The organism is Paramagnetospirillum magnetotacticum MS-1 (genome assembly GCF_000829825.1).
Classification (GTDB): Bacteria; Pseudomonadota; Alphaproteobacteria; order Rhodospirillales; family Magnetospirillaceae; genus Phaeospirillum; species Phaeospirillum magnetotacticum.
This window is the reverse complement of the sequence record NZ_JXSL01000027.1, coordinates 129,733-147,276: the sequence shown is the minus strand read 5'-3', so window position 1 is coordinate 147,276 and position 17,544 is coordinate 129,733. Positions and strand designations below refer to the sequence as shown.

Below are 17,544 nucleotides of genomic sequence, written 5' to 3'. Positions count from 1 at the left end.
TCACGAATCCAGCCAGGCCCGCAAGGCGTCGCTCACCGCGTCAGGCTGCTCCAGGGGCGACAGATGGCCGCACAGGGGGATGGTCACCCGCTTTGCCCCCGCAATCAGAGCCGCCATCTCGTCATGGCGATCCGGAGGGGTCAGCCCATCCTCGGCACCGCACAAGACCAGGGTGGGGCAAGCAATGGCAGACAGGGAACCCCTCGAATCGGGACGCGCCATGATGGCGGCCTGCTGGCGGGCGAAGGCCTCCGCTCCCACCATGCGCGCCATGTCCTTGGCCAGGCCGGTGATGGCCGCCTCCGCCAGATGGTCGGGATGAAACAAAAGCGGCAGCATGGTCGGCATGATCTTGTCGAAGCCGCCTGACCGGGCCAGCTCCACCGCATCCTTGCGCCGCTGGGTCTGTTCCGGCAGATCGGGCCACGCGGTGGTATCGAGCAGGGCCAGGCGCTCGACCCGTTCGGGGGCCTGGCGCATGATCTCCATGGCCACGTAACCGCCCATGGATAGCCCGGCCAGGGCAAACCGGGCGGGCGCGGCCGCCAGTACCCTTTGGGCCATGGCGCCAAGAGAATCGTCCTGGGTCAGGTCGCCGACCATCACCTCGGCCCGCCCGGCCAGGGCGCCCACCTGCCCCGACCACAGGCGATGGTCGTTGAGCAGGCCGGGCAAAAGGACGAGAGCGGCGCTCATCCGGCCAGTTTGCGGATCAGCCACGACGCACCGAATCCCAAACCGATCCAGAATCCGTAGACCATCACGTTATCGAGGAACACGCCCATATCCATGATACCAGGCTCCTCAGATCAAACCGGTGGTGGGCGAAGACGGGTCGGCATAGCTCTTCTTGGGCATGCGCCCGGCCAGATAGGACAGGCGCCCGGACTCGATGGCCAGCTTCATGGCGCGCGCCATGCGCACCGGGTCCCTGGCATGGGCGATGGCGGTATTCATCAGAACGCCGTCACAGCCAAGTTCCATGGCCAGGGCCGCATCGGAAGCGGTGCCCACCCCTGCATCCACAAGGACCGGCACCTTGACCGTGTCCTTGATGATGCGGATGGTGGTGGGATTGAGAATGCCGAGACCTGAACCGATCAGCGAGCCCAGCGGCATGATGGCGACACAGCCCATGTCTTCGAGCATCTTGGCCTGAATGGGATCGTCGGAACAGTAGACCATCACCTCGAACCCATCCTTGATCAGCGCCTCGGCCGCCTTCAGGGTCTCGGGCATGTTGGGATACAGCGTGGTCTGGTCGCCAAGCACTTCCAGCTTCACCAGATTCCAGCCGCCCGCCTCGCGCGCCAGACGGAGCGTGCGCACCGATTCGTCGGCGGTGTAGCACCCCGCCGTATTGGGCAGGAAGGTGTATTTCTTGGGGCTGACATAATCCACCAGCATGGGCTTGGACGGATCAGACAGGTTGACGCGCCGCACCGCCACAGTGACGATCTCGGCCCCCGAGGCCTCGATGGCCACGGCGGTCTCTTCGAAATCCTTGTACTTGCCGGTGCCCACCAGCAGCCGCGAGGTGAAGGTCTTGCCCGCCACGGTGAAGGTATCGGCCGCGTCGGAGCCGCCACCGATGCCCGCGGCTGAAGAGCCGCCACCGATAAAGGCGACGATTTCCAGCTTATCGCCGTCATTCACGGCCACCTGGGCGTAGGATGACTTGGGAACGATCTCCAGATTGCGCTCCACCGCTACCTTGCGGGAATCCACGCCCAATTCGCCCAACAGGGCCTCGACGGTCATGGAGGCGGAAAAGCTCCGCTCCTCGCCATTGATCACCAGCTTCATGAATGATGTCCCCGGATATCCGGTTGAGGTCCAAGAGGCCCAAGGCCCCCTCGAAAGTTCCAGCCTGAAACATGGCACCGAGCCGCCCCCGAGGCAATCCCCTGGGCGAAACCCGCTATCAGTGCCTTGCACGGCGGCGCACCCGTGCTATAAACCCTGCCATGGTGAACAACAGGCCCGATCCCATAATCAGCATTCTGAACGGTCCCAACCTCAACATGTTGGGCACCCGGCAGCCGGAGCTGTATGGGAAGGAGACACTTGCCCATATCGAAGCCGCCTGCCGGACCCACGCGTCTTCGCTGGGCCTGGCGGTGGAGTTCTCGCAAACCAATATGGAAGGCGAGTTGGTCACCAGCATTCAGAAATGCCGCGGCCGCGCCGCTGGCATCATCATCAATGCCGGGGCCTATACCCACACTTCGGTCGCCATCCTGGACGCCTTGCTGGCGGCCGAGGTTCCGGCCATCGAGGTGCACCTGTCCAACATTCACCAGCGGGATTCGTTCCGCCATCACTCCTACGTGGCCAAGGCCGCCAAGGGGATGATCTGCGGGCTGGGAAGCCACGGATACATCCTTGCGCTCGACGCGCTGGCCCGCCTGATCAACGGAAATGCAGAGGCATAATGGGCAACAAGACTCCCATCGACAGCGAATTGGTGCGCACCCTGGCCGCACTGCTGGATGAAACCAATCTCACCGAGATCGAATACGGCGTCGGCGAGATGCGCATCCGCGTCGCCCGCCAGGCGGCACCGGTCGCCGTGCACCACGCCGCCCCGGCTGCTGTGGGCCATGCGACGGCCACCCCCGCTCAGGTGGCGGCATCGGATGCAGACCACCCCGGCGCGGTGACCTCGCCCATGGTGGGCGTCGCCTATCTGGCGCCCGAGCCCGGCTCGGCCAAGTTCGTCAATCCCGGCGACATGGTGTCGGAAGGCCAGACCATCATGCTGATCGAGGCCATGAAGACCTTCAACCCGATCCGGGCCCCGCGTGGCGGCAAGCTGACCCGCATCCTGGTGACCGACGGCCAGCCGGTGGAATTCGGCGAGCCCTTGCTGATCATCGAATAGAATGATGTTCGAGAAGGTCCTCATCGCCAATCGGGGCGAGATCGCACTTCGGATCCATCGCGCCTGCCGCGAGATGGGCATTCGTACCGTGGCGGTGCATTCCACCGCCGATAACGACGCCATGCATGTGCGTCTGGCCGACGAGGCCGTCTGCATCGGCCCGCCCTCGGCCCGCGATTCCTACCTGAACAAGGCGGCGATCCTGTCGGCGGCCTCCATCACCGGGGCCGACGCCATCCATCCCGGCTACGGCTTCCTCTCAGAGAATGCCGACTTCGCCCAGATGGTGGAGGAGCACGGCTTCGTCTTCATCGGCCCGACCCCCGACCACATTCGCATGATGGGCGACAAGATCACCGCCAAGCAGGCGGTCAAGGATGCCGGTATTCCGGTGGTCCCCGGTTCCGACGGTTCGGTCGATACCGAGGAGACCGCCCTGGAGGTGGCGGCCGGGATCGGCTACCCCGTCCTGATCAAGGCCACTGCCGGCGGCGGCGGCAAGGGTATGAAGGTGGCCCGCAACGCGGACGAACTGGTCGAATCCTGGAAGCTGGCGCGTAACGAGGCCAAGGCCGCCTTCGGCAATGCCGACGTCTATATGGAAAAGTATCTCGGCCATCCCCGGCATATCGAGATGCAGATCCTGGCGGACAATTACGGCGCCGTGGTGCATCTGGGCGAACGCGACTGCTCGCTCCAGCGCAAGCATCAGAAGGTCCTGGAAGAGGCCCCGTCTCCGGCGCTCAACGCCGACCAGCGGGCCCGCATCGGCAAGATCGCCTGCGACGCCATCGCCAAGCTGGGCTACCGCAATGCCGGGACCATCGAGTTCCTTTACGAGAACGGCGAGTTCTATTTCATCGAGATGAACACCAGGCTGCAGGTGGAGCATCCCATCACCGAGGCAATCACCGGCATCGATCTGGTCAGGGAACAGATCCGCATCGCCGCCGGGGCGCCGCTCGGCTACACCCAGGCCGATGTGCGCTTTGCCGGTCACGCCCTGGAATGCCGCGTCAATGCCGAGGACCCGCAGACCTTCGTCCCTTGCCCCGGCCGCATCGAGGGCTATCATGCCCCTGGCGGCCTTGGCGTGCGCGTGGATTCGGGCCTTTATTCCGGTTACCGCATTCCGCCCCATTACGATTCCATGATCGCCAAGCTGATCGTGTTCGGAAACACCCGTAACGAGGCGCTGATGCGTCTGCGCCGGGCCTTGGGCGAATACGTGATCGAAGGCGTCAAGACCACCCTGCCGCTACACAACCGGCTGGTCCAGGACGCCGATTTCGTCAACGGCGATTACGATATCCACTGGCTCGAAAAGTTCGTGGCGCAGCACTCCTGATCTTTCAGGAGTACTGTTTTCCGCTCGCGCGGCAGGGCTACCGCCCTGACCCGTTCGGAGGCCCAGCCTTCCGAACCACCAGTTTTTATAAAATGCTGAAGGGTTCGGGAGGCCGTGCCTCCCGTTTGGGGGATCGGGGGCTTTAGAGGCCCATTCACCCCACCCACTCGTAAATCTCATCATGGCGGATGGCGCAGTGGCATCCGGCGGCGCAGGAGCCGTTATCCACCTGCCTGACCTTGCCCTTGGCGATCCATTGCGCCAGCATCTGGCGGACAGTGTCGGGCGAGGTGTCGAAATGGGTGGCGATTTCGCCCAGCCCGGCACGGTGGCGCTCCATCAGATAGGCCTTCACTTCGACCAGGGTCATGGGGACGCTCCTGAAACGGCGGAGAGACGGCGGTCACGGGCCACCAGCCACATCACTCCCGAAGCCCCCAGGGGAGCCAGGACACAGGCCGCCAGCCAGCCCAGCGACTGGGCCGGATGGCGCGCAAAGGTGGCGGCCTGATAACAGGCCACCGAGGCTGAATAGCCCAGCAGCGATGTCCATGCGGCGGCGAACAGGGTCCATCCTCCCCCCGCTTCCTGACGGATGGCGCCCAGCGACGCCACGCAAGGGGTGTAGAGCAGGATCAGCACCATATAGGCCAAGGCGCCTGCCGTGCCGTCGAAGCGGGCCACCATGGCGCCGAACACGCCATCCTTGACCTTCACCTCATCGGCGGCCTCGACCATCGCGGAGAACTTGGCGGGAATGGTCGCTGCCGCAGCCATGAGCTTATCGCCGATACCGGGCTTAGCGTCTTCGGCGCATCCACACTTATCCTCGGCGTCCACCTGGGAGTACAGCGCGTTGAGGGTGCCAACCACCGCCTCCTTGGCGAAAATCCCGGTGAACAGCCCAACCGCCGCAGGCCAGTTCTCATCGGACAGGCCGATGGGGTGAAAGACCGGAGTTATGGCCCGGCTGACGGCGGCGAGAACGGAATCCTTGCTGTTCTCCTTCCCGATGCTGAAATCGGTGCCAAGGGTGTTCAGGACACTCAGCACCGTCACCAGAGGCACGATGAACTGCCCGGCGCGGAAGATGAACTCACTCAAGCGCTGCCAGGTCTGCAGCACCACGGTACGCATAGTTGGCAGATGGTAGGGCGGCAATTCCAGCACGAAGGTCGAAGCCTCGCCCCGCAGCAGGGTGGACTTGAGAATCAGCCCGGTGCCCACGGCAAAAGCGATGCCCAGCAGATACAGGGAAAAGACCACGTTCTGGCCGTTCTCGGCGAAGAAGGCGGCGGCGAACAGGGCATAGACCGGAAGACGCGCCCCGCAAGACATGAACGGCGCCATCATGATGGTCAGCACCCGGTCGCGGCGGCTTTCCAGGGTGCGGGTGGCCATGATGGCGGGCACGTTGCACCCGAAACCGACGATCAGCGGCACGAAGGACTTACCCGGCAGACCGATGGCCCGCATGGCGCGGTCCATGACGAAGGCGGCCCGCGCCATATAGCCCTAATCCTCCAGAAACGACAGGAACAGGAACAGCGAGCCGATAATGGGAATGAAGGTGGCCACCGTCTTGATGCCGCCGCCGATACCGCCCGATACCACCGCCACCAGCCAGTTGGGCGCGCCCATCAGCCCCAGCGCCAGGGCGCTGCCATCCATGACCAAGGCCTCGGCCGCCTGGCCAAAGAAGTCGATGAAGGCGCCGCCCACCTTCATGGTGAACAGAAACATCAGATACATGGCGAGCAAAAAGACCGGCACGCCGAGGAAGCGGTTGAGCACCACCTTGTCGATACGCCGCGTCGCCGCCAGGGAGACTTTGTGGGTCTGCTGCACGCAGCCGCCCATGACCTTGCCGATGAAGGTGTAGCGGCCATCGGCGATGATGATGTCGGCTTCCTCGCCGCAACGGGTCTCGATCTCGGCGCGATGCGAATCGACCTCCGTATCGAGGCGGCCTTCGGCCAGCGCCTCGGCGAAACTGTCGCCCTCGATCAGCTTCAACGCCGCCCAACCCGCATCCACATTGCGACCGGCGGCCGCCTCCGCCAGACATGGGCGCAAAGCGTCGCGCGCTGCGGCAACGGCCTCTGCATGGGCGGGCTGGACCATGGGAATACGGCGGGCGCGGCAGGCGGCGGCGATGGCCGCCTTCAAGTCGTCCACGCCCCTCTTCCGGCTGGCAATCAGGGGCACGACCGGACAGTCCAAGGCGCGAGACAAGGCCTCCACGTCAATATGGATGCCGCTCTTTTCCGCCAGATCCATCATGTTGACGGCCACCACCAGCGGAACCCGCATTTCCAGCAATTGGGCGGTGAGATAAAGGTTACGTTCCAGGTTGTAGGCGTCGACGATATTGACCACCACCTCGGGCTCACCGGACAGGATGTAATCGCGCGACACCCGCTCGTCCTCGGAGCCCTTGGAGATTCCGCCGATCATGTAGATGCCGGGCAGATCGACAAGATCGTATTCCTGGCCGCTCAGAAGATAGGTTCCCACCTTCTTCTCGACGGTGACGCCCGGCCAGTTGCCCACCTGCTGAGTGGAACCGGTCAGCACGTTGAACAGCGTCGTCTTGCCGCAATTGGGATTGCCGACCACGGCGACGATATGGGCCATGATCAGGTTCTCTTGGCCCGCAGGATGGCCGCCTCGGCCTTGCGCAGCGTCAGGGTGAAGTTGCGCACGGTGATCTCCACCGGATCGCCCATGGGCGCCACGCGGGTCACCTTGAATTCAGCGCCGGGGGTCAGCCCCATGGCCAGCAGCCGCTGGCGGTAGTCCCGCTCGCCCTTGGCGAAGCCCACCACGCGGGCCGAGTCACCGGGCTTCATGTCCTGCAGCGAAACATCCATGGCGATCCAGCTCCGCGAACCGAGATGCAAGCGCATCGCATCTTCATTCTCAGGCTTAGACCATCAGAAAATTGTGGTCAAGACAAGACAACGCATGTCAGCCGCGACGCCGCGCCAGGACAGAACGGCGATGACGGGCATGGCCCACATTCTCAGACAAGGGCGTGGCGTCGAACCCGGCCGCCTCCAGCAGGCTTCCGATTTCCCCGGCGCCGTAGGTTGACAGACCCAGCGTCCGGCGTCGCTGGTTGTAGTTGGAGGTCAGGGTGCGCAACAGCCCCTTCACCGCCTCCATGACGAAACTTTCGCGCCAGGCAAAGCGCAGCAGGGCGGACACATCGGCCAGGACGCTGTTGGCAGGGCTGAGGATATCGCCGACGATCAGGATTGCGCCGGGCTTGAGGACATGCCGCAACTGCCCCAGCAGGAGGGGCAATTCCTCCCTGGGCACGTATTGAATCACCGATATGAGTAGGACCACATCGCACAATCCGTCCAGCACCGACAGTTCGTCAGGCACCGCGATGCCATCCAAGTGGGAATAGCGCTGACGCAGCCTGGGACGTCGCGCCCCAGCCGCGTCGTAGAGAAAGACCCGCCCTCCCCTGGCTGCGATATCGGGCGCCATCAGCGCCTCGCCGCAACCGTAATCGAGAAGCGTGAACGGAGCCGCGGGAAGCAGGGGGGAAATTCCCGCAAAGAGTTCACGGTAATGGGCCTTCAGATGGGTTGCCCCCGTATAAACCGAGACATCGCCATCCCAGTACTCGATCCAGCCGCTGCGATTATTCATTCAATCCCCCCAGACCCGCGTAATCTTGATGGCAAAGTCCACATGGGCGCAAGGACAAGCGCGCGATTACAGATGCATTTCCCGTTGGTCCTCGTACACTGATAGGGCTGGTTTTATGGCTGGGAGGCGAACCGGTGCGGGTGCTGATCGAACCCTCTGTCTCGTCCGTGGCGGCGCGGGCGGCTTCGCTGGTGGATGCCCTGGTCCGCGCCAAACCTGCTTGCGTGATCGGCGTGGCGGCCGGAGCGACGCCCCTGGCCATGTACGCCCTGCTGACCGAGCCGGGGCGATCCCTGGATTTCTCTCGGATTACGGTCTTCGGTCTGGACGAATATCTCGGACTGGACGCCACCCATCCCGGAAGTTGCGCGGCCACCCTTCGCAACCACTTCTTGGACAAGGCGGGAATCGCCCCCTCGCAGACCCATTTGCTCGATGGAAAGGCCCAAGGCGATCTGGCCGCCTATTGCGCGGCGCACGAGGATCGTATTTCCAGGGCAGGCGGGCTGGATCTCCAGATCCTCGGCCTGGGGGTCAATGGCCATATCGGTTTCAACGAGCCCGGCTGCGGATTGGCGTCTAGGACCAGACTGGTGGGATTACGCCGCAGCACCCGAAGCACCAACGCCCCCATCTTCGCTCCCGATCCCGTGCCCGAGGCAGCGCTGACCATGGGCATCGGCACCATCTCGAGTGCACGCCGCATTCTCTTGCTGGCCACCGGCCCGGCCAAGGCCGATGCGGTCACCAAGATGATCGAAGGCCCGGTCTCGGCCCTGGTTCCGGCCACCGCCCTCCAACTCCATCCCGATGCGGTGGTGGTCCTGGACGAGGCGGCGGCGGCGGGGCTTCGCCTGGCCCAGGATTACCGGGACGAGGCGAGAATCGTGTTGGAGCGTGGGGGCCTGGGCGCCCTTTGACGGATAGGGCCAGGCCTCGAATGAGGCCTGGCTAGGCCCAAGGGGCCGCGCGCCTTATGGCGCGGAAGCCAAGGGCGCCAGCGCCCGCCCGGCAATTGAGGGCCGAGGTGATCGGTTCCGATCACCTCGATATCGGTAAACAGACCTGGGAGGGTCGAACCATGAAGAACATCACCAAGATCGCCTTTCTCGGCGCGGGCAGCATGTCGTTCGGCCTGTCCACCTTCCGCGACATGTTCTCGTCGGACACCCTGGCCGGGTCCACCCTGGTCCTGGTGGATCATGACGCGCAAGCCCTGGCCCGCATGAAGGCCCTAGCCGAACGCATGAACGCCGAGGGCAAGGCAGGCATGATCATCGAAAGCACCACCGACCGCCGCGCCGCCTTCGACGGGGCCAGCGTGGTGATCAATTCCGTTGCCATCGACCGCATGCGGCTATGGAAGATGGATTTCGAGATCCCAAAGAAATACGGCATCCGCCAGACCCTGGGCGAGAACGGCGGGCCGGGCGGGCTGTTCTTCACCATGCGCACCCTGCCGCTGATCTTCGAGATCACGCGGGACATGGAGGAGATGTGTCCCGACGCCCTGTTCCTCAACTTCTCCAACCCGGAAAGCCGCATCGTGCTGGCGCTGGGCAAGTACAGCCCCATCAAGTCCATGGGCCTGTGCCACGGCATCTTCATGGCCAGGGGCGCTTTGTGCCATATCACCGGCCAATCCTGGCACGATACCGAATGCTGGGGTATCGGGCTTAACCACTTCCAGTGGATGCTGCAATTCCGCAACCGCTGGACAGGCGAGGACCTCTATCCCCTGCTGAGGGAAAAGGAACCCGGCTTCGACCCCAGCTTCCAGCCCTTCAGCCGCAAGATGTTCAACATCTACGGCCTGTGGCCCAGTTGCAGCGACGACCATATGGGCGAGTATCTGGCATTCGGCTGGGAAGGCGGCGAACACGGCCATGATTACGATGGCGATGCCCGCGAAAGGGTGGAACTGCAGCAAACCATCGAGGGCGTCCTGGCGGGCGGTCCTCTTCCCGACGAATGGAAGCATTCGGTGGGCGAGCGCACCAATGTGGTGGTGGACGGCCTCATCAACAACCGTCACCACTATCTGGAATCGGCGGTGCTGATGAACAACGGCACCATCCCCAACCTGCCGCCCGATCTGGCGGTGGAGGTCCCGGCTATCGTGGATGCGGCCGGAGTGCATCCCGTCTCGCTGGGCCCGCTGCCCGAACCCATGCAGAAGCTGGCCCTGGTCCAGGCGGGCGTGCAGCAATTGTCGGTGGAGGCCGCCGTTCACGCTTCCAAGGAACTGGCGCTTCAGGCCCTACTGGCCGATCCGGTGGTTAATTCCGCGGATGCCGCCGTCAAGCTGCTGGATGAATTGTGGGAGATCAACAAGCCCTATATCCGTAAATGCGTCTGATCACGCCTTGGGCAAGGTGACGAAAAAGGTCGAGCCCTGATCCAACACGGACTCGACCCAGATGCGGCCGCCATGGTGTTCGGCGATCTTGCGGCACACCGCCAGACCGATGCCGGTACCTTCGTATTGGGTCCGGCTGACCAGACGCTGGAAGATGCCGAAGACCCTTTCCAGACAATCGGCTTCGATGCCGATGCCGTTGTCCTTGACCGAAAGAATCCAGTCGCGACCGCCATCACCGCATGCGATTTCCACCGCTGGCTTGCGCTCCGGCGGACAGTATTTCAAGGCATTGCCGATCAGGTTCTGAAACAGGCGGGTCAGTTCGGACCTGTCGCCCGGAATGACCGGCAGGCCCTCGGGCATGGTCACGCAAGCGCCGCTATCGCTGATGGCGACATGAAGATTTTGCAGCCCGTCCGCCAGAACCCCATTGAGATCGACACTCTCCCAGGCCGATTGTTTGCCGATGCGTGAAAATTCCAAGAGATCGGAAATCATCTGATCCAGCCGCCGGGCGCCATCCGAGGCGAAGGCGAAATATTCCTCGGCCTCCGCATCGAAGGAGGAAACCAGCTTCTTTCGCAACAATCCGAGATAGGAATTGATCATGCGCAACGGCTGGCGAAGGTCGTGGGACGCCACATAGGCGAACTGTTCCAACTCCTGGTTGGACTCCTTCAACTCGGCGACCAGTTCGGCCACCCGCCCCTCGATACGTTTGCGCTCACTGATATCTTCCTGCATGCCGATGAAGCCGCACACCCGGTTTTCCGGGTCGAGGACTGGCGAGATGACCACGGAAGCCCAATAGGTCTGTCCGTCTCTGCGGCGGTTGGGCATTTCGCCCCGCCATTCGCGCCCCGCCCGAATGGTCGTCCACAGATCGGCGTAAATCTCCGGTGAAGCATCGCCGGACTTCAAGATACGCGGCGTCTGGCCGATCACCTCCTCGGGCGTGAAGCCGGTGAAGCGATAAAAGCTGGGATTGGCATAATCGATCACGCCTACGGGATCGGTGGTCATGATCATATTGGGATTTTGGTCGACGGTCTGGGTCAGCCGCCTCATGCGGGCTTCGCGCTCCAGGCTGCCCAGATGCCGCAGCGTGAACACGAACAGCACTCCGCCCAATCCCAAGGCCGCCACACCCAGACCAGTGAACCAGGACAGTGTGCGGTACCAGCCCCCCAAGGCCCCATCGAGGGTTACTGACGCCACGGCCAGGATGGGATAACGACGGCCCATATTATAACCTGCGATGCGAGCCTTGCCGTCAAAGGGACTGACCTGCGCCTGAAAGCCCGCCCCTTTTTCCACCATGGCCGCCAGTCCGGCGATATCCCCCGGCTTCGTCGTGGCGAAAGCTTCGGTGAACGGATGGCGGAACAAGGGAGCGCCGTCGCTCCGCAGAATGGAGATGGAGCCATCCGCGGGCAGCCGTAGACGCTCGAACAGTTCTTCGAACCGGTTGATACGCAGCGACATGCCCAGCACGCCTTGGAACGATCCATCCGGCCCATTGATGCGCTGGGTCAGAAAGAACACCCACAGCCCGGTGATCTTGGACTGGGAAAGCGCGGAAATATAAAGATCGTCACCGGGATGATCACGATGGAAGACGAAATAAGGCCTCTCCGAGGCATCGGCCCGACGTGTGGGATTGCTGACCGAAGACGCCGAGGCGATACCTTGGGCGGTCACGAAATACAAGGCGTGCAAGGGTTTGTCGGCGGGATCGTCGCTGAACAGGTCCAAATGGGACATGAACATCTTGTACCAGGCGGTCTCGTCGAAGGCCGCCACACCGCCACGCGCCTTTATCTCTCGCTGCATGGAGGTCAGGATGGCGGCCTCCGAGCGGATCGTGGCCTCGGCCTGTTCCGACAGGGCCTGGGCCAGACCGCTCATAGAACGCCCCGTCTCCTCGATGGCATAACGCCGCGCCAGCAGAGCCATCAGCAGATAGGCGACAACAAGGAACAGATTTGCGGCGACAAAACCGGCAATCAGCCAGCGGCGCAGGCGACGAAACCTCAGAGCCTCGGAATCGTCTGGCACTCCATCTTCGACCGGCCGCGCAACACCCATCAAAGGCCCCGACATGTTGAATTGCCCAATTCTACATTTTTACGCCCATAAGGAAATCACCTTATCCACCTTGGGATCTCGGCGATACATAACCAGTCCCCCGGCAAATAGCGGATGATCGCGGACAAAATTGTTGCTACACCCCCTAGTCACCCGAACTGCATGCGAGAGCGGCCTTGAGAAGAACCGACGCCTACAAGTTGACCGTCGCCGGCCTGGCACTTCTGGCATTGGCCCTGTTCGCCTATCCCTGTCTGAGGGTCGGCACCGCGTTGGAACTCGACTACAACGAGGGCTGGAACGCCTATCAGCAGATGCGGGCCATGGCGGGCCTGTCCCTGTACTCGGCCGACACGCCGTTGTTCGTGAACAACTACCCGCCTCTCTCCTTCTATCTGGTGGGGCTGCTGGGAAGCCTGATCGGCGACATGGTCCTGGCCGGGCGGCTGTTGTCGTTGCTGGCGGTGGCTGTCATCGCGCTCTCGGCCGCCATGGTGGCCCGCGCCGCAGGGGCAAGGCGGATCGACGCGGTTCTCTCGGCCTCGGCGGCTCTCGGCATGCTATCGGGCTTTGCCGCCGATTATGTGGGCGTCAACGACCCGCAATTGCTGGCCCAGGGTTTCTTGTGCGCGGGTTTCGCCCTCTATGTGAACCGCCGGGGCGGCGCGGCCCGCCTGCCCCTGGTCGCCCTGCTGTTCGCGGCCGGGTTGCTGTGCAAGCACAATGTCCTGGCCTTGCCGGTGGTGGCCACGATCCATCTGATCTGGCGCGGAACCAATCGCGAGCGGGCTTTGTTCCTCGGCACCGGATTGGGGCTTGCCGCCCTTGCCCTCGTGGTGATCGATGCCAAGTTCGGCGCCGGTTTCTTCAAGAACCTTCTGGCGTCGCGCCAGTATGACGCAGCGCGCGGCGTCATACTCACCACCGAGATGCTGGACCTGCTTCAGGCCCCCATCGCCGTGATCGGCCTTTACGTCCTGATGGGCCGTGATGGCGGGATCAGCACCAAACTGGGTGCCTATCTGGCCCTAAGCCTCGCCCTGGCCATGGGCTTTTCCGGCGGCGCCGGGGTGGACACCAACATCTTCTTCGACGCCATGATCGCCTGCGCCATGGCGGCCGGACCCGCCGCCGCCTGGCTGCGCGCCCGGCCTGGCCTGGGCCCCAAGGCCTGCGCCGCCCTCGCGCTGATCGTCCATGCGGGATTGCTGTTCCATATGCCCATCGCCTTGGGCCGCTTCGGGGTGGACATGGCCGGAGATCTGAAAGAGCGCGAAGCGCTGTTTCTGGACGACGTAGCCTGGCTGAAGACCGTGCCCGGCCCGGCCATCTGCGAATCCCTGCTGCTCTGCCTGAAAGCTGGCAAGCCCATGTGGATCGATGCCTATGGCGCCACCCAGGCCATCACCAACAACCGGGTACCCGCCGACACCCTGACGGGCATGCTGGCCAGACGCGAAGTCGCCGTGGTCCAGATCATCAGCCGCCGCGCCCATCCCGTGGACGAGGCCAAGGGGGCTCAGTCCATGCCGCCCCGCTTCATCAACTTCGCCGACGACGTCTTCGACGCCCTGGACAACAGCTATAAGCTCCGGCGCACAGGCATCACCGGGCGCTTTTACACGCCGGGATAAGCCCGCTCGCGCACCTGGGCCAGACTGTCCTCCACCAGCAGTTCTCCGTCCCGGAAGACCGGACGCAGAAGATCTCCACCTGCCGGACACTCCTCGGCCCGCACGGTGCGGAGTGTGCCGCCCGGGTCGCGGGTCAGAGCCAGACGTCCGCGCTTGGAGCCCTTGCCGCCATCGGTCACCGGCTCCTTATAGACGTCGCGCCAATGGCCCGCCACCCGCACCGCCGAAGCCTTCATGGCCCAGGAGAAGGTATCGCGGTCCACCTTTTGCAGCAGCGCGCCGCCCATGCCAAAGGCGATATTGTCGATGGCAAAGCCGTCATCGACCATCCGGGCGAGAATGGCGCGGATGGATTTGGGATTGACCCCGTCGCCCTGAATGATGCGGACAGCCGGATTGAGGACGCGGAAGCCCTTGGAGTTGCGGGTCGTTCCGAAGGCGGCGGCGGCCAGGCGCAGCACCTGGGACACCACTTCGACCGGATCGCCGGAATCGGGTCGGATCACCAGGGTTCCGCCCATGTCCAGCACCTGGGCGCGAAGTTCCCGCCCCCAAAGATTCTCCACGGCATGAAAGACGTCGTAGGAATCCGAGACCACCGCCACAAGGCGACCCGGCCCCCCGAACTGTTCGAGCATATTGGCATAGGCCTCGACCTCGCCCGCCCGCCCCCAACTGGTGATGGTGGAGTGCTCGGCCGCGGGGATGGAGAACCCGGCCATGGGTTCGGCATAATGCTCCTCGGCGGCCAGCAAGGCCTCGATGGTGTCGGTGCCCTTGAAATTGACCAGATGGGCCAGCCCGCCCAGGGCGGCGCTTTCCCCCGACGAGGCGCCGCGAGCGCCAAAATCGTGGAGCTTGAAATCCAGGCTGCCCTCGGGCTCGTCCGAGGTGAGGGTCCAGAACTCCCGCAAGATTCGCTTCACTGCCCAGGAGACGGTGGCCACGGTCGACGGATACCACAAGGCCCGCTGCAGCATGGTCTCGATATAGGAGGTCAGCCAGAAGGCCTGAGGGTCGGTGTTGACCACCTGCGCCACCACATTGGAAAAGGGAACCAGCGTCCCTTCCGGCACCGCGCGAATTTCCAGGGGCAGACGCCCGCCATGGCGGGTGAGGATATGACGCCATCCGTCTTCATGAAAGGGAACCCCGTGGGCCGCAAACAGCCGGGCCGCCCTGACGATGTCCCCCTCGCCCACCGGATGGGCGGCCAACCGGCGCAGCAAGGGCTGAAGGCCGAAGACCAGCGTGCCGGGAAGATCCAGGCCGCTATTGTCGGCCCGGGCTTCCACATAGGAGGACACAAAGTCCGTCTCGGGCGGGTACTGCCATTTGTGGCTGGCCTTGTAGCTGTCCACCGCCAGGATGGGATTGAAACCGCCCATCACGCAGCCCCCCGCCGCTCGTCTCCGAAGGCGGCGGCGATGGCCTCTTCCTTACCCCGCAGTGCCGGTCGGTAAAGCTTGTCCTCGGACGCGATATGGCCGACCCACCAATCCACCAGATAGGATAGAAGCGCCCCATGATCGATGCCCCCGTCGGCCTCGGATGCATGGGCCACATAGTCGCTAAAGCTCTGATGTCGGGCGCGGTGATGTTCCAGATGGGGATATCCGGCCGCCGCCAGCATGCGCTCCTCACGTTCGAAGTGGGACTTGGAATAGTCGACGATCAGGGCAAGCCCGTCGCGCAGCGCCTCGTCGCCGTCTCCCAGTTGGAACGCCTTGGCCAGCCGCTCGATACCGGCGAGAATCCGCTTATGGTCATCGTCGATGACGGCATGACCGATGGCCAGTTCCTCGCTCCAGAAGTCCCAATGCAAGCGTTCGGCCTTCATTCCCCCTCCAAATGCACATTAAATGCACTTTCATGTCGCGCGCCCATTATATAGGCACGCCATTGCGACAACAAGCCGCCGAGCGCCGATTTGACGTCGTCGGGAAAAAGCGGATGGGTTAGGCTGCTCCCATGCGTCCTCTGACCTCAGATCTGCTGTTGCGCGCCTATGCCTCTGGCGTCTTTCCCATGGCCCGGTCCCGCGACGAAAACCGCCTGTACTGGGTCGATCCGGAGCAGCGCGGCATTTTGCCGCTGGACGGATTCCACATTCCGAAAAGCCTGCGCAAGACTTTGCGCTCGGGCCGGTTCGAGGTCACCTGCGACACCCAATTCGAATCCGTGATGCGGGCCTGTGGCGAGGCCACCATCGAGCGGCCAGAAACCTGGATCAACGAGAAGATCATCTCGCTTTTCGTCGAGCTGTTCGAACTGGGCCTGGCCCATTCGGTGGAAGTCCGCCAGGACGGCCAACTGGTGGGAGGTCTCTACGGTTTGGCGCTGGGCGCCGCCTTTTTCGGGGAAAGCATGTTCTCGCGGCGCACCGACGCCTCCAAGGTGGCGCTGGTCCATTTGGTGGCCCGCCTGCGCCGGGATGGATTTCGCCTGCTCGACACCCAGTTCGTCACCGACCATCTCAAGCAATTCGGCGCCGTGGAAATTCCCCGTGCCGCCTATCAGGAACGTCTGGCCGATGCTCTTGACGAACGGGCGTGGTTCGACCGCGATGGTGCTATTTCCTGGGAATGGGCCTTGGGTTAGCGAACGGCCTTGCCGCGGCAATCAAGGACCCAGATGTCGTAAACCGGATGTTCCATGGCCGAGAGCGCCGGGCTGGAAGCGAACATCCAGCCACGGAACAGGGCCGAGGCTGGCTGGTCTTTGTGCAATTCCCAGATATCGAGGAAAGCGGCGCTTTCCGGCTGATCCTCGGGACGGCGCTTCTTGCAGGCCCGCACGATGATTTCCAGCGAGCCCACATGCACGGGCGCCCCCACCGGGGCTTCCACCGTCACCACCCGGGCCGTGACCTTGTCCAGCCCTTGCAGCACAGCCGTTTCGAAAGACAGATCGGCACCCGTCATGGGAGAGGGCGGGGCGGGAACAGCGGCCGGAGCCGGGGCGGGAACAGGCACCGGGGCGGAGGTTTGCGCCTGTGCCGCCCCAGCCGCCAAAAGCGCCATCGCCGCCAATACTCTGCGCATGGTCATCTCCTCGTCCTTCGTCGCGCGGGGGCTGTCGCCCTATTCCTTGGCGGCGGCGGGCGCGTTGTCGGTGGTGGCCAGGAAGATCAGCTGGCCCACCATCTCCTCGATGGACTTGAAGTTCTTGGAGGGCCCAAGGGCGCCACCGGCGGCGATCATGGTCTTGGCCTTGCCCGGGCTCAGCTTGATGAACTTGCCGCCCAACAGGCCTTCCGACGACACGGCGGCCACCGTGTCGGTGGGCAAGGTGATGCCGTGGGCGATGGAGAGCTTCACCACCGCGTCATAGGTGACAGGGTCCAGGGATTGCGCCGCGACGGTACCCACCTTGATGCCGTTGATCTTGACGTCGGCGCCGGTATCGAGACCGCCGACACTGGCGAAGGTGGCGGAGATTTCGTAACCCTCGATCTTCTTGAGGTTGGCGTGGGTATAGGCGAAGACCAGGAAGAACCCTGCCACGCCCAAGACCACGGCCCCCATGATGGTTTCGATCAGATTCCGGCCCATGGCTTACC

The 17,544-nt window shown here is 63.6% G+C and carries 19 protein-coding genes; 7 read left to right on the top strand and 12 right to left on the bottom strand.

The features are described 5' to 3' along the window. Both CCC_RS09375 and thiS read right to left on the bottom strand, forming a co-directional pair. Entirely contained in the window at nucleotides 1-696 is a 696-nt protein-coding gene (locus CCC_RS09375; protein WP_041041003.1) for an alpha/beta fold hydrolase, read from the bottom strand. Between the two features lie 108 nt (nucleotides 697-804). Next, on the bottom strand, nucleotides 805-1,806 hold the full coding sequence (gene thiS, locus CCC_RS09370) for a sulfur carrier protein ThiS (RefSeq protein ID WP_041041001.1): 1,002 nt from the start codon (nucleotides 1,804-1,806) through the stop codon (nucleotides 805-807). Nucleotides 1,807-1,967: 161 nt separating this feature from the next. Between thiS and aroQ the strand changes: the two genes are divergently transcribed. The 3 genes from aroQ to accC are packed head-to-tail and all read left to right on the top strand — an operon-like array spanning nucleotide 1,968 to nucleotide 4,232. Further along, complete coding sequence (gene aroQ / locus CCC_RS09365) at nucleotides 1,968-2,435, top strand: type II 3-dehydroquinate dehydratase (protein ID WP_041040999.1); 468 nt, start codon at nucleotides 1,968-1,970, stop codon at nucleotides 2,433-2,435. Beyond that, nucleotides 2,435-2,884: an acetyl-CoA carboxylase biotin carboxyl carrier protein gene (locus tag CCC_RS09360; protein ID WP_041040997.1), complete on the top strand. Its 450-nt coding sequence runs from the start codon at nucleotides 2,435-2,437 to the stop codon at nucleotides 2,882-2,884. Before aroQ ends, CCC_RS09360 begins: the two co-directional genes overlap by 1 nt. A gap of 4 nt (nucleotides 2,885-2,888) precedes the next feature. Next, nucleotides 2,889-4,232, top strand: a complete 1,344-nt coding sequence (accC, locus tag CCC_RS09355) for an acetyl-CoA carboxylase biotin carboxylase subunit (protein WP_041041400.1) — start codon at nucleotides 2,889-2,891, stop codon at nucleotides 4,230-4,232. Nucleotides 4,233-4,386: 154 nt separating this feature from the next. Here accC and CCC_RS09350 read toward each other — a convergent pair whose 3' ends face one another. The 5 genes from CCC_RS09350 to CCC_RS09335 form a co-directional block, all read right to left on the bottom strand. Further along, on the bottom strand, nucleotides 4,387-4,602 hold the full coding sequence (locus CCC_RS09350) for a FeoC-like transcriptional regulator (RefSeq protein ID WP_009867244.1): 216 nt from the start codon (nucleotides 4,600-4,602) through the stop codon (nucleotides 4,387-4,389). Next, complete coding sequence (locus CCC_RS22780; protein WP_009867245.1) at nucleotides 4,599-5,741, bottom strand: nucleoside recognition domain-containing protein; 1,143 nt, start codon at nucleotides 5,739-5,741, stop codon at nucleotides 4,599-4,601. Before CCC_RS22780 ends, CCC_RS09350 begins: the two co-directional genes overlap by 4 nt. A 6-nt stretch (nucleotides 5,742-5,747) precedes the next feature. Further along, nucleotides 5,748-6,869, bottom strand: coding sequence for a ferrous iron transporter B (locus tag CCC_RS22775; RefSeq protein WP_236686346.1), 1,122 nt, complete (start codon nucleotides 6,867-6,869; stop codon nucleotides 5,748-5,750). Nucleotides 6,870-6,871: 2 nt separating this feature from the next. Then, nucleotides 6,872-7,141 (bottom strand): FeoA family protein, encoded by a 270-nt coding sequence (locus CCC_RS09340; protein ID WP_009867285.1) that lies wholly within the window; start codon nucleotides 7,139-7,141, stop codon nucleotides 6,872-6,874. A gap of 61 nt (nucleotides 7,142-7,202) precedes the next feature. Then, nucleotides 7,203-7,898, bottom strand: coding sequence for a class I SAM-dependent methyltransferase (locus CCC_RS09335; RefSeq protein ID WP_009867284.1), 696 nt, complete (start codon nucleotides 7,896-7,898; stop codon nucleotides 7,203-7,205). Nucleotides 7,899-8,032: 134 nt separating this feature from the next. Here CCC_RS09335 and CCC_RS09330 point away from each other — a divergent pair, with 134 nt between their 5' ends. Beyond that, on the top strand, nucleotides 8,033-8,818 hold the full coding sequence (locus tag CCC_RS09330; protein ID WP_009867283.1) for a glucosamine-6-phosphate deaminase: 786 nt from the start codon (nucleotides 8,033-8,035) through the stop codon (nucleotides 8,816-8,818). 161 nt (nucleotides 8,819-8,979) lie between these two features. Then, nucleotides 8,980-10,257 carry an alpha-glucosidase/alpha-galactosidase gene (locus CCC_RS09325; protein ID WP_041040995.1) on the top strand — a complete coding sequence of 426 codons (1,278 nt, stop codon included), beginning with the start codon at nucleotides 8,980-8,982 and terminating at the stop codon, nucleotides 10,255-10,257. On the opposite strand, the gene CCC_RS21175 is transcribed toward CCC_RS09325, so the two are convergent. After that, a complete protein-coding gene (locus tag CCC_RS21175) occupies nucleotides 10,258-12,318 on the bottom strand; it encodes a sensor histidine kinase (RefSeq protein ID WP_009867139.1) in 2,061 nt (686 codons plus the stop codon). It abuts the gene before it with no gap. 206 nt (nucleotides 12,319-12,524) lie between these two features. Here CCC_RS21175 and CCC_RS09315 point away from each other — a divergent pair, with 206 nt between their 5' ends. After that, nucleotides 12,525-13,982 (top strand): glycosyltransferase family protein, encoded by a 1,458-nt coding sequence (locus CCC_RS09315; RefSeq protein ID WP_041040993.1) that lies wholly within the window; start codon nucleotides 12,525-12,527, stop codon nucleotides 13,980-13,982. On the opposite strand, the gene CCC_RS09310 is transcribed toward CCC_RS09315, so the two are convergent. Together CCC_RS09310 and CCC_RS21170 are read right to left on the bottom strand one after the other, a co-directional pair. Beyond that, nucleotides 13,967-15,370 carry a nicotinate phosphoribosyltransferase gene (locus tag CCC_RS09310; RefSeq protein WP_009867016.1) on the bottom strand — a complete coding sequence of 468 codons (1,404 nt, stop codon included), beginning with the start codon at nucleotides 15,368-15,370 and terminating at the stop codon, nucleotides 13,967-13,969. The genes CCC_RS09315 and CCC_RS09310 overlap by 16 nt on opposite strands. Further along, the gene (locus CCC_RS21170) at nucleotides 15,370-15,822 is read right to left on the bottom strand and encodes a bacteriohemerythrin (protein WP_009867015.1); all 453 of its coding nucleotides are present in this window, start codon (nucleotides 15,820-15,822) and stop codon (nucleotides 15,370-15,372) included. Before CCC_RS21170 ends, CCC_RS09310 begins: the two co-directional genes overlap by 1 nt. Nucleotides 15,823-15,953: 131 nt before the next feature. Here CCC_RS21170 and aat point away from each other — a divergent pair, with 131 nt between their 5' ends. Continuing rightward, nucleotides 15,954-16,583, top strand: a complete 630-nt coding sequence (aat, locus tag CCC_RS09300) for a leucyl/phenylalanyl-tRNA--protein transferase (RefSeq protein WP_041040991.1) — start codon at nucleotides 15,954-15,956, stop codon at nucleotides 16,581-16,583. On the opposite strand, the gene CCC_RS09295 is transcribed toward aat, so the two are convergent. Both CCC_RS09295 and CCC_RS09290 read right to left on the bottom strand, forming a co-directional pair. Continuing rightward, the gene (locus CCC_RS09295) at nucleotides 16,580-17,026 is read right to left on the bottom strand and encodes a DUF2155 domain-containing protein (RefSeq protein WP_236686345.1); all 447 of its coding nucleotides are present in this window, start codon (nucleotides 17,024-17,026) and stop codon (nucleotides 16,580-16,582) included. The genes aat and CCC_RS09295 overlap by 4 nt on opposite strands. Before the next feature lie 39 nt (nucleotides 17,027-17,065). Then, complete coding sequence (locus CCC_RS09290; RefSeq protein WP_041040987.1) at nucleotides 17,066-17,536, bottom strand: MlaD family protein; 471 nt, start codon at nucleotides 17,534-17,536, stop codon at nucleotides 17,066-17,068. Nucleotides 17,537-17,544: the final 8 nt, after the last annotated feature.

Bases quoted from the DNA above. Each gene is read 5' to 3' on its own strand.
- CCC_RS09375 (WP_041041003.1), bottom strand. From the start codon at position 696: ATGAGCGCCGCTCTCGTCCTTTTGCCCGGCCTGCTCAACGACCATCGC.
- CCC_RS22780 (WP_009867245.1), bottom strand. From the start codon at position 5,741: ATGGCGCGGGCCGCCTTCGTCATGGACCGCGCCATGCGGGCCATCGGT.
- aat (WP_041040991.1), top strand. From the start codon at position 15,954: ATGCGTCCTCTGACCTCAGATCTGCTGTTGCGCGCCTATGCCTCTGGC.
- CCC_RS21170 (WP_009867015.1), bottom strand. From the start codon at position 15,822: ATGAAGGCCGAACGCTTGCATTGGGACTTCTGGAGCGAGGAACTGGCC.
- CCC_RS09295 (WP_236686345.1), bottom strand. From the start codon at position 17,026: ATGCGCAGAGTATTGGCGGCGATGGCGCTTTTGGCGGCTGGGGCGGCA.
- CCC_RS09350 (WP_009867244.1), bottom strand. From the start codon at position 4,602: ATGACCCTGGTCGAAGTGAAGGCCTATCTGATGGAGCGCCACCGTGCC.
- CCC_RS09360 (WP_041040997.1), top strand. From the start codon at position 2,435: ATGGGCAACAAGACTCCCATCGACAGCGAATTGGTGCGCACCCTGGCC.
- CCC_RS09340 (WP_009867285.1), bottom strand. From the start codon at position 7,141: ATGCGCTTGCATCTCGGTTCGCGGAGCTGGATCGCCATGGATGTTTCG.
- accC (WP_041041400.1), top strand. From the start codon at position 2,889: ATGTTCGAGAAGGTCCTCATCGCCAATCGGGGCGAGATCGCACTTCGG.
- CCC_RS22775 (WP_236686346.1), bottom strand. From the start codon at position 6,869: ATGGCCCATATCGTCGCCGTGGTCGGCAATCCCAATTGCGGCAAGACG.
- thiS (WP_041041001.1), bottom strand. From the start codon at position 1,806: ATGAAGCTGGTGATCAATGGCGAGGAGCGGAGCTTTTCCGCCTCCATG.
- CCC_RS09335 (WP_009867284.1), bottom strand. From the start codon at position 7,898: ATGAATAATCGCAGCGGCTGGATCGAGTACTGGGATGGCGATGTCTCG.
- CCC_RS09325 (WP_041040995.1), top strand. From the start codon at position 8,980: ATGAAGAACATCACCAAGATCGCCTTTCTCGGCGCGGGCAGCATGTCG.
- CCC_RS09290 (WP_041040987.1), bottom strand. From the start codon at position 17,536: ATGGGCCGGAATCTGATCGAAACCATCATGGGGGCCGTGGTCTTGGGC.
- CCC_RS09310 (WP_009867016.1), bottom strand. From the start codon at position 15,370: ATGGGCGGTTTCAATCCCATCCTGGCGGTGGACAGCTACAAGGCCAGC.
- aroQ (WP_041040999.1), top strand. From the start codon at position 1,968: ATGGTGAACAACAGGCCCGATCCCATAATCAGCATTCTGAACGGTCCC.